This is a genomic window from Pseudomonas sp. HP_08 (assembly GCF_055284095.1).
The window spans coordinates 14,380-29,749 of sequence record NZ_JBTOQC010000007.1 but is presented as its reverse complement, the minus strand read 5'-3'; the positions used below and the strand labels follow the sequence as shown (position 1 = coordinate 29,749).

At 59.9% G+C, this 15,370-nt stretch carries 12 protein-coding genes; 4 read left to right on the top strand and 8 right to left on the bottom strand.

The genetic code is table 11. The features are described from left to right. Nucleotides 1-372: 372 nt before the first annotated feature. Nucleotides 373-2,619: a GGDEF/EAL domain-containing response regulator gene (locus ACYAS9_RS08025; RefSeq protein ID WP_463567783.1), complete on the top strand. Its 2,247-nt coding sequence runs from the start codon at nt 373-375 to the stop codon at nt 2,617-2,619. Here the strand turns inward: ACYAS9_RS08025 and ACYAS9_RS08020 are convergent. From ACYAS9_RS08020 to glyQ, 8 genes are all read right to left on the bottom strand, one after another. Next, complete coding sequence (locus ACYAS9_RS08020) at nt 2,606-3,844, bottom strand: sensor histidine kinase (RefSeq protein WP_463567782.1); 1,239 nt, start codon at nt 3,842-3,844, stop codon at nt 2,606-2,608. The genes ACYAS9_RS08025 and ACYAS9_RS08020 overlap by 14 nt on opposite strands. Before the next feature lie 123 nt (nt 3,845-3,967). Next, complete coding sequence (locus tag ACYAS9_RS08015; RefSeq protein WP_463567781.1) at nt 3,968-6,412, bottom strand: TonB-dependent siderophore receptor; 2,445 nt, start codon at nt 6,410-6,412, stop codon at nt 3,968-3,970. Between the two features lie 98 nt (nt 6,413-6,510). Beyond that, nucleotides 6,511-7,470, bottom strand: coding sequence for a FecR domain-containing protein (locus ACYAS9_RS08010; RefSeq protein WP_463567780.1), 960 nt, complete (start codon nt 7,468-7,470; stop codon nt 6,511-6,513). After that, nucleotides 7,467-7,967 carry a sigma-70 family RNA polymerase sigma factor gene (locus ACYAS9_RS08005; RefSeq protein WP_463567779.1) on the bottom strand — a complete coding sequence of 167 codons (501 nt, stop codon included), beginning with the start codon at nt 7,965-7,967 and terminating at the stop codon, nt 7,467-7,469. The genes ACYAS9_RS08010 and ACYAS9_RS08005 overlap by 4 nt, the downstream gene beginning before the upstream one ends. Before the next feature lie 257 nt (nt 7,968-8,224). Next, a complete protein-coding gene (locus tag ACYAS9_RS08000; protein WP_463567778.1) occupies nt 8,225-8,995 on the bottom strand; it encodes a lysophospholipid acyltransferase family protein in 771 nt (256 codons plus the stop codon). Between the two features lie 75 nt (nt 8,996-9,070). Next, a complete protein-coding gene (gene gmhB / locus ACYAS9_RS07995) occupies nt 9,071-9,613 on the bottom strand; it encodes a D-glycero-beta-D-manno-heptose 1,7-bisphosphate 7-phosphatase (RefSeq protein ID WP_463567777.1) in 543 nt (180 codons plus the stop codon). A 13-nt stretch (nt 9,614-9,626) separates the two neighbouring features. Next, nucleotides 9,627-11,681 (bottom strand): glycine--tRNA ligase subunit beta, encoded by a 2,055-nt coding sequence (glyS, locus tag ACYAS9_RS07990; RefSeq protein WP_463567776.1) that lies wholly within the window; start codon nt 11,679-11,681, stop codon nt 9,627-9,629. Next, nucleotides 11,678-12,625 carry a glycine--tRNA ligase subunit alpha gene (gene glyQ, locus ACYAS9_RS07985; RefSeq protein ID WP_459745996.1) on the bottom strand — a complete coding sequence of 316 codons (948 nt, stop codon included), beginning with the start codon at nt 12,623-12,625 and terminating at the stop codon, nt 11,678-11,680. The genes glyS and glyQ overlap by 4 nt, the downstream gene beginning before the upstream one ends. An 80-nt stretch (nt 12,626-12,705) precedes the next feature. On the opposite strand from glyQ, the gene ACYAS9_RS07980 reads away from it, so the two are divergent. The 3 genes from ACYAS9_RS07980 to ACYAS9_RS07970 all read left to right on the top strand — a co-directional run bounded on the left by ACYAS9_RS07980 (nt 12,706) and on the right by ACYAS9_RS07970 (nt 15,312). Continuing rightward, nucleotides 12,706-13,257, top strand: coding sequence for a DNA-3-methyladenine glycosylase I (locus tag ACYAS9_RS07980; protein ID WP_463567775.1), 552 nt, complete (start codon nt 12,706-12,708; stop codon nt 13,255-13,257). A 38-nt stretch (nt 13,258-13,295) separates the two neighbouring features. Continuing rightward, nucleotides 13,296-14,183 (top strand): lysophospholipid acyltransferase, encoded by an 888-nt coding sequence (locus ACYAS9_RS07975; RefSeq protein ID WP_463567774.1) that lies wholly within the window; start codon nt 13,296-13,298, stop codon nt 14,181-14,183. A 214-nt stretch (nt 14,184-14,397) separates the two neighbouring features. After that, nucleotides 14,398-15,312, top strand: a complete 915-nt coding sequence (locus ACYAS9_RS07970) for an Abi family protein (RefSeq protein WP_463567773.1) — start codon at nt 14,398-14,400, stop codon at nt 15,310-15,312. The last annotated feature ends 58 nt before the right edge of the window (nt 15,313-15,370 follow it).

Here is a 15,370-nt window from a genome sequence, read left to right as displayed (position 1 = left end):
CCGAATGGGGGATCTTTCGGCTGGCCGTGGCGAGACACTATGGGCGCGTAAAATCGGGACGTACGAAGTCGGCCATGTCCGTGGCGTGGCAAGCATGATTAATCCATTAATGAGGCGCGGGGCGAAAGAACCGCCCGCTGAGTGTATTCAGGCTGGCTGAATGTATAAGCGGCACAAAAAAGACCGTCTGTTTTCTGGAAAATTCCCGTGCCAGGCCGTAACTGTGAGCCATGTCACATGTTTTCAGGGAATCGTCTATCCTGTGCAGATTGCTCCGAGCCGCTCATGCGCGATGTATCAAGTCCATGGACTATCAGGAAGTAGCTGCATGAATGATCCATTGCCTGTGACGCAGTTGCCGGAGTACCGGCCATGACCTGCGCAACCTACGCCAACCGGCGCATTCTGATCATCGACGACATGCCGTCGATTCACGCAGACTTCCGCAAGATTCTCTGCCCTGACGACAACAGCGCCGATGCATTGGCCGAGGCCGAAGAGCGGTTATTCGGCTCGGGCACTCCGGCAGCACCTGCTGCATCGACGTTCGAGCTGGACTCCGCGTATCAAGGCCAGGAAGCTCTGGCGAAGCTCGAACAGGCTCTCGCTCAAGGCCGGCCTTACGCCCTCGCCTTCATCGACATGCGCATGCCGCCCGGCTGGGACGGTCTGAAAACCCTGGAGCATTTATGGCAGGCCGACCCGCGTTTGCAGGTCGCGCTGTGCACCGCTTACTCCGATTACTCGCTGGATGAAATGAGCGCCCGGGTCGACATGGGCGACCGCCTGCTGATTCTCAAGAAGCCGTTCGACCCTATCGAGGTTGTGCAGATGGCCCGCGCCATGACGGTCAAATGGCAGATGACCCGCGAAGCCGAGGCCAGGCTCAGCCTGCTCGAACAAGCTGTCGAAGAACGTACCCGCGACCTGCACGATGCCAACGTCATCGTGCAGAACAGCCCGACGATTCTGTATCGGCTGCGCGGTCAGCCATCGTTTCCGTTGATGTACATCTCGCACAACATCACCAAGTTCGGCCACCAGCGTGCCGCACTGCTCAACTCGCCCGACTGGACGCAGCAACTGATCCATCCCGACGACCAGCTCAGGGTCAACGAAGCCATGGGCTGGGTGCTCGACAAGGATGCTCAGGGCGCTTCGATCGAATTTCGTCTGCGCACTGGTGACGGCCAGTACCGCTGGGTCGAGAACCGCTATGTGCCGGTGCGTGATGCCAACGGCCGCTTGCTGGAAATCGAAGGCATCATCATCGATATCACCGAGCGCAAGCTGGCCGAAGACAAGATCTCGCTATTGGCGCGCACCGACAGCCTCACCGGCCTGTGCAACCGCTCGACCTTGATGGAGCGCTTGCGCCATGCGTTTGCGGCAGCCGAGCGCGGTGCGATGTCGTTTGCCGTGTTCTATCTGGACCTGGACCACTTCAAGCGCATCAACGACACCTTGGGCCACGCCGTCGGAGATCTGCTGTTGCAAGAGACGGCACGGCGCCTGATGCACTGCACGCGTGAAGGTGATGTGGTGGCGCGCCTGGGCGGCGATGAGTTCGCGATCCTGCAACTGGAAATGGGCGAGCCGGCCAATGCCGCTGCTCTGGCCATCAAACTTCGCAGCGCCCTGATGCAGCCCTATCACCTCGACGGTCACGACCTGTATGTATCGTCGAGTATTGGCATCAGCACCTGGTTTGCCGGGTGCATCAGTGCCGAGGCATTGCTGGGTCAGGCCGACATGGCGCTGTACCGCTCCAAGGAGATGGGCCGCAACCAGTATCACTTCCACTCCGAGGACATCAATCAGGAGGTCATGGACCGCATCACCTTGCTTGCCGAACTCAAGCAGGCGCTGATCGGTGAACAGCTGGAGCTGTTCTATCTGCCTGAAGTCGATCTGCAATCGGGCGCCATTCTGGGCATGGAAGCCTTGCTGCGCTGGCATCACCCGACTCGCGGGCTGCTCGATGCCGGGGTGTTCATGGCCGAAGCCGAGAAAGCCGGCACTATCGTTGCGCTGGGCCAATGGGTATTGAACCAGGCCTGCAAACAGATGCGCGGCTGGCGAGACAAGGGAGTAGCGCCGCCGATCATCTCCGTCAACCTGTCGCTGACCCAGCTCAAGCGTGGCAATGAACTGGTCAATGAAGTGCTGCAAACGCTGAACCGTTGGGGACTGCAACCGTCGGACCTGGAGTTCGATGTTACCGAAGCCACTCTGGCGCACACCAAGTGGACCCAGAATGACGTGTTGCCCGCGCTGCGCCGGTTGGGCATCAAGGTGGCAATCGACGATTTCGGCACCGACTATTCATCGTTCGATTACCTCAAGACCTACAAGGTCAACCGCCTCAAGCTGGCGCCCAGTTTCGTCACCCATGCCCGCGATGATCTCAACAGCGCGATCACCCTGCGCACCATCATCAACTTTGCCAACGAGATCGGCATTGGTGTCGTCGCCGAAGGTGTGGAGACACTTGAGCAGAAAAAGACCCTGATCTCCACCGGCGCCACCGTCGCTGCACACGGCTATTACTTCAGTGAAGCCGTGAACAGCCAGCATGCCGCCGAGCTATTGAGCGAGGGCCATATCAATCTTGAGTAAGCGGCAGCAACAGGATAAACGTCGCACCCTTACCCTGCCCTTCACTCTGCGCAATCAGATCACCGCCCATGCCGTGCGCCGCCAGAATACAACTGTGCAGGCCGAAGCCATGGCCTGAGGCGCGCGTGGTAAAGCCATGCTCGAACACCCGCGCCAGGTTCTCTGGCGCAATACCTTCGCCGTTATCCTGCACCACGATGCGCACCTGTTCGTTGCCGGCACTTTCAAGGCGCAGGATGATCTGGCTGGGTCGATCATTGACCGGCTCCAGCGCTTGCTTGGCGTTGTTGATCAGGTTGACCAGAATTTGCAGCACCTTGTGCTTGTCCAGGTCGATCGGCGGCACATCGTTGAAATCCTTGACCAGGCTGATGGTGTGGCGGGCCAGCGACACATCGCAGATGCGCACCACGTCCTCGATCAGATCGCGTAACAGCACCGGCTCTATCAAGCTCGAGGTGCCGGCATACGATTGCTGGGTCGCGACGATGTCCTTGATGTGATCAATGCTCTTGGTCAGCAGCGCCAGCTCATCGAGCATGCTCTGCTGCTCCGCCGCCAGCGCCTCGGCCAGCTTGCCGAGATAATCCGGCAGCATCCGCCCTTTCGGATCGTTGCCCATGAACTCGCCCATGTCATGGGTGTGTTCACTGAGCAACTGCACGACCTTCGCAACGCCCTGGCCTTTCGAGGTGCGGACCTTGTCGCGCAGCACCTGTGCCGACACGTTTACGCTGTTGAGCACATTGCCGACGTTGTGCAGGACATTGGTGGCGATCTCGGCCATCCCCGCCTGGCGTGCCGTGGTCACCAGTTCCGCTTGCGCGGCGCGCAGTTCATCGTTGACCTGAGCCAGTTGCTTGGGGCTGGGAATCTTCAGCGCCACGGGTATCAACCTGACCAGCATGATCGCGGTCAGCACCGAAGCACTGGCGGTGATCACCTTGAGCATGGCCGCGATCCAGTAGTACGGATACCAGATGGTTATGATTTCCATCACATGCGTTGCGCCACACGCCAGGATAAACACCCCGAACGCCACGAACATCCAGTCGAACGGCATATCCTTGCGCTTGCGGATGAAATAGATCAACGCCAGCGGAATACTGATGTAGCTCAGGGTGATCAGGCTGTCGGACAGCACATTGGCCCACAGCAGATCCGGTCGCCAGAAATAACAATGCCCATGCGGCATGAAGCGGTTGTCGGTCAAAAACTCAAACATAAGCGACTTCCTTGCTGAACCGTGGCGACTGCCGAATGGAACGTGATTGCGAGGAAGTCTAGCAAGAGGAACATCCGATATGTTCCACGTGGAACACATCGGAATGGCATGTCTGGTATCTGGCTAGAACGAATATTTCAACGAAAGAATCAGGTTCCTCGGCTCGCCATACACGCCATTGTCGGTGATCGAGGCGTAGTACTTTTTATCGAGCAGGTTGTTGGCGTTCAGGGTTGCAGACAGTTGCTTGCTGATCTCATACCGCGTCATGGCGCTGATCAGCATATAGCTACCCTGCTCGGGGTAGCCTTCGCCCTCAAAGCCATAGCGGCTTTTCCAGTTGAACCCGCCACCGATGGTGAGCTTGTCCAACGCCCCAGACAAACGATACGTGGTGAAGCCTTTGACGTTGTGTCTGGGAATCCGGCTCATCGCCCGATTGCCCTGCGCGTCTTCACTCAGGCTGTAGGCATAGCCACCGGCAATGTTCCAGCCTTGGCTCAGTTCACCGCTGGCTTCCAGTTCCACGCCTTCAGTGGTAATGCCTTGTAGCGAACGGTAGGCGCTGATGGTGGCGTCATATTCGGCAACGTTGTCCTGCTCGACCCTGAACAGCGCCAGGTTGGCATTGAGTCGTCCGTCGTTGAAGGCGGCCTTGATCCCGGCTTCATAGGCGGTACCTTCTTCCGGGTCGAGCGGACTGTTATTGATGTCCCTTGCCGTGGCGCTTTGTGGGTTGAATATCTGGGTGTAGCTGCCGTACAGAGACCAGGTATCGTCCAGGTCATAGATCAGGCCGGCAAAGGGCACCACGACGCCGCTCTCGGTTTTGTCCTGCTTGCTGCGCACCCCGGAGGTCGAAATGGTTTGCGCATTGCGTTTCCAGTCCATGACTCGCGAGCCGACAATCAAGTGAGTCGCATCGGTGAGATTGAAGCGCGAAGTAAGGTAAGCGCTGTACTGGGTTTCTTCGGTATCGGTCTTGCCGGTGCTGTTGAATACAGGGCGGTTGGCTCCGCTGCCGTTCCAGTCCCGGATGTTGCCAAGGGTACCGTTGTAGTTGCTGTTCCAGCTGTACAGCCAGCCATAGTTATCAGACTTGATATCGGTGTGCGACAAGGCGACTCCTGCGACCAGTTCATGCTCGCGGCCCAGCAGTGAAAACGGGCCGGTGGCATAGGCATCCAGGCTGTTCACTGTATTGGTCTCGACCCATTTGGCGGGTGTGATACTGCTGCCCAGTCCGGTCGTGGGATCGATCTCGCCATACTGGTAATAGGAAATCGCATCCTGCTCATTACGGCTGCGGCTGACCTCTACTTTGCCACTCCAGCCGTTGGCAAACGAGTGGTCCAGCGACACGAAGAGGTTGCTCTGGCGAGTGTCGTAATAGCTCCAGTCCGGCGCATTGTTATAGGAGCGAGGCAGACTGATCCGGGTGCCGTTGCTGTAATCATTCAAGTAATAGAGCGGCACGCCACTGCGCATGGGCTGCTCATTGTCATTGCCCTGGTAACTGAAACCGACGCTTAGCAACGTCTGATCGCTGAGGTCTAACTCGGTGATGCCGTAGGCCAGGCTGGCGCGGCTCTCATAGCGATCCAGCCAGCTGTTCTGGTCCTTGTGATCGAGCACCAGCCGGCTGCGAATCGTACCCGCGCTGTTGAGCGGGCCGGACACATCAGTGCCCACGCCGTAGTGATCCCAACTGCCCGCCTCGGCGCTGATGCTGGCCTGGTTCTGGGCGGTGGGTCGCTTGCGCACCATATTGATGGACGCGCCGGGGCTGCCCATGCCGCTCATCAACCCGGTTGCACCGCGCACGACTTCGACCCGGTCGAACATGGCGGTCGACGCCTGCAGGCTGAACATTTTGCTCGAAGACTTGGGCAGGCCATCGACCAGGTAATTGGAAATCATGAAGCCGCGTGAGTACGGTTGATCCAGATCGGTGCCGATGCCCTGGTTAAAGGTACTCACGCCCACGGTCGCTTCCAGTACATCGGTGATGTTGGAAAGCTTCTGGTCATCCAGCCTTTGCCGGGTGATGACCGTGACCGATTGAGGTGTTTCCTTGAGGCTGAGCGCCAGTCTGGTTGCCGTGCTTGATGGGCGTGACGAAGTATAAGCGCCGCTGCCTTCGCTCTGGGTTTCCAGGCCTGTGCCTTGAATGCTGGTCGTCCCCAACTCCACCGCCCCTTGCGCCTCCACCGCGACCGTCAACGCATAATTACCGCCTGCATTGACCGCCCGCAGCCCGGTACCCGCCAACAACCGCGCCAGACCCTCCCCTATTCCGTAATTGCCACTCAACCCCGAACTGCGTTTACCGGCCGTGAGCTGGCCATCGGCCGATAGCAGAATCCCCGATTCGCTGGCAAAGCGATTGAGCGCCTGGTCCAGGTTGCCGGCAGGAATGGCATAGGCGCGGGTCTGTTCGCGGCTGGCAACCGGCTCGCTGGCGGCTGACACCGCCACGGTCGGCACACCGGCCAACAGGCCGCTGAACAGCGTATTACGCACGCAAAGACTGAGTCGGGAACGGGATGTGGCGGGCAGATACGGCACTCTGGATATCCTCTGACGAATGCTTCTTGGTGATTTCAAGAGGTATCCCGAACGAGCGGGCGAAACCGACAAAGGCAGGTGTAAAAATTTTCGGATCGTTATGCCCGAGCTCGCACCGTTACCCAATAACGGGTCAGGCTGTGTACCTCGACCGGCAGCGACTGCTGCAACGCCAGCAGCACGCGGTCGGTGTCGGCCAGTGGAAATACGCCAGTCAGCGGCAGGTCGGCCACGGCCGGGTCGCAGCGCAGGATGCCTGGGCGGTGGCGGGACAGTTCGCTGATGAAGCGCCCCAGCGGCATGCGTTCGGCGACCAGCCGGCCTTGAGTCCAGGCGATGGTATTGGGATTTGCCGGCACGATCTGGCCCAGCCGCTCTGCGTTGAACCAGGCTTGCTGACCGGCGTGCAGGCGGGTGGATGATGCTTGATGCGGGCGCAGTTCCAGCTCGCCTTCGAACAGTTCGACCCGGCTGCCGCCGTCGATTTCGTAGACTGAAAAGCGCGTGCCCAGCGCCTGGATTTCGCCGGCGGCGGTTTCGACAATCAATGGCCGACGAGCAGGATCATGGCCGCTTTGCAGAAGGATTTCGCCACTGAACAGGCGAATGCGTCGCTCGCTGGCGGTAAAGCGGATATCCACTGCCGTACCGCTGTTCAGGCTCAACTGACTGCCATCGGCCAGAAGCTGGTTCAGGCGCATGCCTGTGTCGCTGCGCAGATCCGCCAGGGTTTCGCGCCACGGCACGCGGCTTTGCGCCAGGTAGCCGGTACCGCCGGCCACCAGTAGCAGGCCCAGCAGCTTGAGGGTCTGGCGTTTGCGCGCATCGGGCTGTTGGCGCAATACCGAGCGCGCCGTGTCGAGCGGAACGCCCGCCAGGGTGCCGTGCAACTGCTCGAAGCGCTGCCAGGCGCGGCGATGCTCACTGTCGGCGGCTTGCCAGTCGTTGAAGCGGCGCTGTTGTTCGCTGTCCAGCTCGCCATTCCAGTGCAGCATCAGCCAGTGGCTGGCCTGCTCGACAATCGCCGGTGCGATAGGCGCTTCATGCGGGCGGCTCATTCGGCGTACAGCACCTGATAGCAGGCGGTGATCGCGCGCAACATGTACTTCTGCACCGAGCTGACACTGACCTGCAAACGTTCGGCGATTTGTGCGTAGTCCAGGCCTTCGAGGCGCGACAGCAGGAATGCCTCACGCACCCGTGCCGGCATGGCGTCGAGCATGCTGTCGATCTGCATCAGCGTTTCGATCACCAGTGCCTGCGTTTCCAGCGACGGCGATTGCGGCTCGGGCAGGTGCGCGAGGCTGTCCAGATAGGCCTGTTCGATGCGCTGGCGGCGCCACTGATCGATAACCAGGTTGCGGGCGATTTGCGCCAGATACGTGCGCCCTTCCTCTATGCCGGGCAAGCGACGGGTGATCAGCAAGCGCAGGAAAGTGTCTTGAGCGATGTCGGCGGCGCGTTCGTGATCGCCCAGGCGCTTGCGCAGCCAGCCCTGCAGCCAGCCGTGATGATCGCGATAAAGCGTATCGATGGGCGATGTGTCGATGGGCACCGGGCGGTCCGTCCTGAATGCATTTAAGAATTGATCGCAATTCTATGGCGTGGAAATGCAAATGGGCAATCCCGTGAGTGAGGTACTCCTGTCAGGCATAAAAAAACCGGCCCTCGAAGAGGGCCGGTCCAGATGCTCATAAAAACTTATGCACGTTTTCAGCTCGCTGATACCTTGCTGAAATAAGTAACCAAATCAATCAGATACAACGGATATTCGCGTTATTCAGAAAATTCGCACACAGGTTATCCACAATTTCACGCAGGCACTTTTTCGTCATTCGACATCGGAATTGCCGGTGATCCCATTGCGCGTTGGGTGGCTTCGTTCCAGGCCTGTACGCGGTCGTTCAGTGCGGCGATGGCGCGTGGACCAGTGCCTTCTGCGAACATCGGCTCGCCGATCACCACCTCGATGGTGCCCGGCGTCTTGTGCCAGCCTTCCTTGGGCCAGTATTTGCCGGCGTTGTGGGCAATCGGCAAGACCGGCAGCTCGGCATTCACGGCCAGCGCCGCGCCGCCACGGGAGAATTTGCCGACCTTGCCATACGGCACGCGGGTGCCTTCCGGAAAGATCAGTACCCAGACACCGTCCTTGAGCAACTGGTCGCCCTTCTGGGCAATCTCGCGCAGGGCGGCCTTGGGGTTGGAGCGGTCGATCGCGATGGGCCGCAGCATGGCCATGGCCCAGCCGAAGAACGGCACGTAGAGCAATTCACGCTTGAGCACCTGGCTCAGCGGCTCGAAGTACGCCGACAGAAAGAAGGTCTCCCAGGTGCTCTGGTGATTGGAAACGATCACGCAGGGCGTCTTGGGAATGTTGTGCTCGCCGGTCACCTTGATGTTGATGCCCAGCAGCACCCGCGACAGCAGTAAGGCAAACCGGCACCAGTTGACGTTGATGAACCGGTAGCGAGCCTTGAACGACAGAAACGGTGCGATGAAAAAGCTCAGGGTGCACCAGGCGAAGGCGCTGCCGCCGAGCAGCACATAGAAGATAAGGATTCTGAGCGTCTGGATGATCGACATGCCTGCTTTTACCTGGGGGCGGTTGCCCGTTGATTGCCCGTGCCGGGATATTGCCGGCCATTGGCGTTAGTAGCGTTATAGCGCACGGTTGTGGATAAGTTCTCTGGCAATGGTCGCCAGATCATCGAAAACCAGCGTCCCGGTCGGCACGTTGCCGTCCTGTGTCTTGCGGCCCTTGCCCGTCAGTACCAGCACCGGTTGCGCCTCGGCAGCCAGGGCGGCCTGCAGGTCGCTCTTGCTGTCACCGACGAACCATACGCCTGAAAGCGTAGCGCCGTAATGGCCGGCAATGGTGTGCAGCATGCCGGGCAACGGCTTGCGGCACTCACAGCCCGCATCGGGGCCATGTGGACAATAGACGATCAAACCAACCTCGCCGCCCTGCTCCGCCACCAGCGTGCGCAGTTGCGCATGCATGGCGTCCAGAGTGGCCAGGTCGTAATAACCTCGGGCAATGCCGGACTGGTTGGTGGCGACCGCCACCGTCCAGCCGGCCTTGCTCAATGCTGCGATGGCCTCGATAGAGCCCGGAATGGGAATCCACTCCTCCAGCGACTTTATATAAGCGTCGGAGTCATGGTTGATCACTCCGTCCCGATCGAGAATCAGCAGCTTCACGCTCTACCCCTTGTCAGCCCAGCAGCGAAATGTCGGCAACACCGAGGAACAGGCCACGCAGGCGCGCCAGCAACGCATAGCGGTTGGCGCGTACGTTGGCGTCCTCGGCATTGACCATGACCGCTGCGAAGAACGCATCGACCGGCTCGCGCAGGCTCGCCAGGCGTGCCAGCGACTCGGTGTATTTGCGCTCGGCGGCCAGTGGCTGCACGGCGTGGTCGGCCTGTTGAACAGCCGAATACAGCGAGAACTCGCTGGCGTTATCGAAGTACTTGGGCTCGACGGTCTGGGCGATGTGGCCCTCAGCCTTGCCCAGCAGGTTCGACACGCGCTTGTTCACCGCGGCCAGGGCGGCGGCCTGTGGCAGTTTGCGGAATGCCTGAACCGCCTGAACGCGCTGATCGAAGTCCAGCGCCGAAGGCGGCTGCAGCGCACGCACCGACAGGTACACGGCGACTTCGATGCCTTCGTCTTCGTAGCGCGCACGCAGGCGGTCGAAGATGAACTCCAGCACCTGCTCGGCAAGACCTGCGGCCTTGACCTTGGCGCCGAACAGCGTGACGGCGTACTTCACCGTCTCGACCAGGTTCAGGTCGAACTTCTTGTCGATCAGAATGCGCAGGATGCCCAGTGCCGCACGGCGCAGTGCATAAGGGTCCTTGCTGCCGGTCGGCAGCATGCCGATGCCGAAGATGCCCACCAGCGTGTCGAGCTTGTCGGCGATGGCCACGGCGGCACCGGTCACGGTGGTCGGCAGCTCGGCGCCGGCGCCACGTGGCATGTACTGCTCGTTCAGGGCCAGGGCGACATCGTCAGCCTCGCCGTCGGCCTTGGCGTAGTAATAACCGGCGATGCCCTGCATTTCCGGGAATTCGCCGACCATTTCGGTCGACAGGTCGCACTTGGACAGCAAGCCTGCACGCGCAGCGCGCTCGGCATCGCCGCCGATGCGCGGGGCAATGTAGGCGGCCAGCTTCGACACGCGCTCGGCCTTGTCGTAGACGCTGCCCAATTGCGCCTGGAACACCACGTTCTTCAAGCGCTCGTTGAAGCTTTCAAGCTTCTGCTTCTTGTCCTGCTTGAAGAAGAACTCGGCGTCGGTCAGGCGTGGACGCACGACCTTCTCGTTACCCGAGACGATTTGCGCCGGGTCCTTGCTCTCGATGTTGGCCACGGTAATGAAGCGCGGCAGCAGCTTGCCCTCGGCGTCCAGCAGGCAGAAATACTTCTGGTTGTCCTGCATGGTGGTGATCAGGGCTTCCTGCGGAACCTCCAGGAAACGCTCTTCGAAGGAGCACACCAGCGGCACTGGCCATTCGACCAGACCGGTCACTTCATCGAGCAGGTCCGGCGGCACGATGGCGGTGCCCTGTTGCTGGGCGGCCAGTTCGTCGACGCGCTTGGCGATGATCTGCCGGCGCTCGACCGCGTCTGCCAGTACATAGGCGGCGCGCAGGTCGGTCAGGTAAGCGGCCGGCGAGCTGATGCGCACGTCTTCCGGGTGATGGAAGCGGTGGCCGCGCGAATGACGGCCCGAGGTCTGGGCCAGAATCGTGCAAGGGATCACCTGGTCGCCGAACAGCATGACCAGCCACTGGGTCGGACGCACGAACTCTTCCTTGCGCGCCGCCCAGCGCATGCGCTTGGCGATCGGCAGGTCGTTGAGCGAATCTTCGACGATGGTCGGCAGCAGCGACGGGGTCGGCTTGCCGGCGATGCTCTGCACGAAGCGCAGCTTGGGACCGCTCTGGTCGATCTCGGCCAGGTCGACGCCGCACTTCTTGGCAAAACCCAGGGCAGCCTGGGTCGGATTGCCTTCGGCATCGAAGGCGGCCTGGCGCGGCGGACCATCGAGGGTCACGCTGCGATCGGGCTGCTGGGCGGCAAGGCCGGTGATCAGCACGGCCAGACGGCGCGGGGCTGCATACACCTGGCTGGCGCTGTAGGTCAGGCCGGCGCCTTGCAGGCCTTTTTCGATACCGGCGCGAAAGGCTTCGGCCAGGCTGCCGAGGGTCTTGGGTGGCAGCTCTTCGGTGCCCAGTTCGACCAGAAAATCTTGAGCACTCATTGTGCAGCCTCCAGCTTGGCCAATACTTCGTCGCGTAGATCGGGCGCTGCCATCGGGAAGCCCAGGCGGGCGCGCGATTGCAGGTAGCTCTGGGCGACCGAACGGGCCAGGGTGCGCACGCGCAGGATGTACTGCTGGCGTGCGGTCACCGAAATGGCACGGCGCGCATCGAGCAGGTTGAAGGTGTGCGAGGCCTTGAGCACCATTTCATAGCTTGGCAGCGGCAGGTTCAGCTCGATCAGGCGCGCGGCTTCGCTTTCATAGAAGTCGAACAGCTCGAACAGCTTCTCGACGTTGGCGTGTTCGAAGTTGTAGGTCGACTGCTCCACTTCGTTCTGGTGGAACACATCGCCATAGGTCACCTTGCCGAACGGGCCGTCGGCCCAGACCAGGTCGTAGACCGAGTCCACACCTTGCTGGTACATGGCCAGACGTTCCAGGCCATAGGTGATTTCGCCGGTCACCGGGTAGCACTCGATGCCACCGACCTGCTGGAAGTAGGTGAACTGCGAGACTTCCATGCCGTTGAGCCAGATTTCCCAGCCCAGGCCCCAGGCGCCCAGGGTCGGCGATTCCCAGTTGTCTTCGACGAAGCGCACGTCATGCACCAGCGGGTCTAGCCCGATGCGCTTGAGCGAGCCCAGGTACAACTCCTGGAAGTTGTCCGGGTTGGGCTTGAGCACGACCTGGAACTGGTAGTAGTGCTGCAGACGGTTGGGGTTTTCACCGTAGCGACCGTCGGTAGGACGACGGCTGGGCTGGACGTAGGCGGCATTCCAGGTTTCCGGGCCAACGGCGCGCAGAAACGTGGCAGTGTGGAACGTGCCGGCGCCTACTTCCATATCGTAGGGCTGAAGCACCACACAACCTTGCTCGGCCCAGTATTGCTGGAGGGCGAGGATCAAGTCTTGGAAGGTACGCACGGCTGGCGTAGGCTGGCTCACAAAATTCACCTGTGCTGGGCTGCGATTCGAAAGGCGGGGAGTATACCCGATTCGGCCGCGCATCGGCCCGTGGGAGGGGTATGACACGCTGCTTTTGGTGCAATGAAGATCCGTTGTACATCGCTTATCACGATCACGAGTGGGGCGTGCCGCTGCGCGACGCACACCGGCTCTTCGAACTGTTATTGCTCGAAGGGTTCCAGGCCGGGTTGTCATGGATCACGATCCTCAAGCGCCGCGCGCGTTATCGCGAAGTGCTGTTCGGCTTTGACGCCGAGCGCCTGGCGCAACTGACCGACGAAGAGATCGAGGCCTTGATGCAGGACGCGACGATCATTCGCAACCGCCTCAAGCTCAACGCCGTGCGCACCAATGCCCGCGCCTGGCTGGCGCAACCTGATCCGGTCGCGCTGTTGTGGTCGTTTGTCGACGGCACACCGAAAATCAACCACTTCAAGGACCGCAGCGAAGTCCCGGCGATTACCCCTGAAGCCGAGGCCATGAGCAAGGCCTTGAAAAAAGCCGGCTTCACCTTTGTCGGGCCGACCATCTGCTACGCCTTCATGCAGGCCAGCGGCATGGTCATGGACCACACCACCGATTGCGATCGCTACCCGGTTTTAAGTCACTGACGGGTACAATGCCTGCCTTGAAAATGAGGGACTGAGTTGTGGAAAAATTCAAAGGCGCCTTGATGGTCGGGGCGTTGCGCCTGTTTGCCCTGCTGCCCTGGCGCGCCGTGCAGGCTGTGGGCTCGACGATTGGCTGGCTGATGTGGAAACTGCCCAACCGCTCTCGCGAGGTGGTGCGCATCAACCTGGCCAAGTGTTTCCCGGAACTGAGCCCCGCCGAACATGAAAAACTGGTCGGCCGCAGCCTGATGGACATCGGCAAGACCCTGACCGAAAGCGCCTGCGCCTGGATCTGGCCGGCGCAAAGGTCCATTGACCTGGTGCGTGAAGTCGAAGGGCTGGATGTGCTCAAGGACGCGCTGGCCTCGGGCAAGGGCGTGGTCGGCATCACCAGCCACCTGGGCAACTGGGAAGTGCTCAACCACTTCTATTGCAGCCAGTGCAAACCGATCATTTTCTACCGCCCGCCCAAGCTCAAGGCGGTGGACGACCTGCTGCGCAAGCAACGTGTGCAATTGGGCAACCGCGTCGCGCCGTCGACCAAAGAGGGCATCATCAGTGTCATCAAGGAAGTGCGCAAAGGCGGCCAGGTCGGCATCCCCGCCGACCCGGAACCGGCCGAATCGGCCGGCATCTTCGTGCCCTTCTGCGGCACCGTGGCGCTGACCAGCAAGTTCGTGCCCAACATGCTCGCCGGCGGCAAGGCGGTCGGCGTCTTCCTGCACGCCATGCGCCTGCCGGATGGCTCGGGCTACAAAGTGGTACTCGAAGCAGCGCCTGAAGCGATGTACAGCACCGACACCGAAACCTCGGCGGCGGCCATGAGCCAGGTGGTAGAGAAATACGTACGCGCCTACCCGAGCCAGTACATGTGGAGCATGAAACGCTTCAAGAAACGCCCGGCGGGGGAAGCGCGCTGGTATTGAAAATTGCCCGGCCGCTTTGATCCGGCCCCGAGCCTGCTGATAAAGAATCCTCCTACAAAATGCGTCGGCCACAATTCTCGGGGCTTCGTTGACACCCTTGTCATCGATGGATAGCCTGCTCGCAACACACTCGCCACACGTCCTGTCCAACGGATAGGGTCCTGCTTCCAAGCAGGCGTGCAAAAGGCGGGTTTTTTTTGCCCGGAATTTGACTATGACCAAGAAGGCAGTCTCGATAGCCAGGCGTCCCTATACCAAGACGGCGCTGACGTCTCAAACGTTGTTGGTAAAGCTGAAAGACCAGGGTTTGATCGTCGAAGACGATGTATTAGCGTTGCAATACATTACTTATGTAGGCCATTTTCGATTGAAGGGTTATTGGTATCAGTTGCAGGATCCTGCTACCGGCAATTTCCGGCCTGGTACTACATTCGCCAGGATCCGTTATCGGTACGAGTGTGATCGCGAGATAAGGGCCATCATTATGGAGTCGGTCGAACGGCTTGAGGTGGCTATTCGAACGGTGATTTGCAATCTGCTCAGCCTTAAATACTCTGCTCATTGGTATCTGAACACTGCCCTTTTTGCACCGAAGCGAAAAAGCGGAATCGGGCAGATGCTTTCAAAAATTGAAAACGGATTTGAACAGGCAGCCTCAAGGCTGTTCGTGACCGCCTACTACGAGAATTATGACGATCCTTACTTGCCCCCAAGTTGGGCCATGAGCGAGTGCGTCACACTGGGCACCTGGTCCAGAATTTTCGCCATGCTCAGGGATCCAGCGGATAGAAAAATAATCTCTTCAAAATTTGGCATAACGCAGGTTGAGGTCTTTGAAAGCTGGCTCCATACGCTGACAGTATTGCGCAATATGGCTGCTCACCACGCTCGATTCCTTGATGTGAAAACGGGTGTTTCCCCCACAAATCTCAAGCTCAAAGCCATCAAATTTAGCGATAACAGCACCGTTTTTGCTTCGCTGACGGTGATTCACATTTTGTTGGAGGCGATAGGATTTAGCGAAGAGTTCAAGATGCGACTCGAGCGAATGGAGGATAAATACGGTATCGAGCATTTTCAGCTCATGGGCTTCCCTGAAAAATGGAAGACAGATTCCAAAGGGTGGTAAGCCTTCAAAAGGACACATGGCTTGAAAACACCCCGCAGGAGCGGCCGACTGGCCGATC

Coding starts and splice junctions, on each gene's coding strand:
- glyS (WP_463567776.1), bottom strand. CDS start 11,681: ATGAGTGCTCAAGATTTTCTGGTCGAACTGGGCACCGAAGAGCTGCCA.
- ACYAS9_RS08000 (WP_463567778.1), bottom strand. CDS start 8,995: ATGTCGATCATCCAGACGCTCAGAATCCTTATCTTCTATGTGCTGCTC.
- ACYAS9_RS07980 (WP_463567775.1), top strand. CDS start 12,706: ATGACACGCTGCTTTTGGTGCAATGAAGATCCGTTGTACATCGCTTAT.
- ACYAS9_RS08010 (WP_463567780.1), bottom strand. CDS start 7,470: ATGAGCCGCCCGCATGAAGCGCCTATCGCACCGGCGATTGTCGAGCAG.
- ACYAS9_RS08025 (WP_463567783.1), top strand. CDS start 373: ATGACCTGCGCAACCTACGCCAACCGGCGCATTCTGATCATCGACGAC.
- ACYAS9_RS08020 (WP_463567782.1), bottom strand. CDS start 3,844: ATGTTTGAGTTTTTGACCGACAACCGCTTCATGCCGCATGGGCATTGT.
- ACYAS9_RS07970 (WP_463567773.1), top strand. CDS start 14,398: ATGACCAAGAAGGCAGTCTCGATAGCCAGGCGTCCCTATACCAAGACG.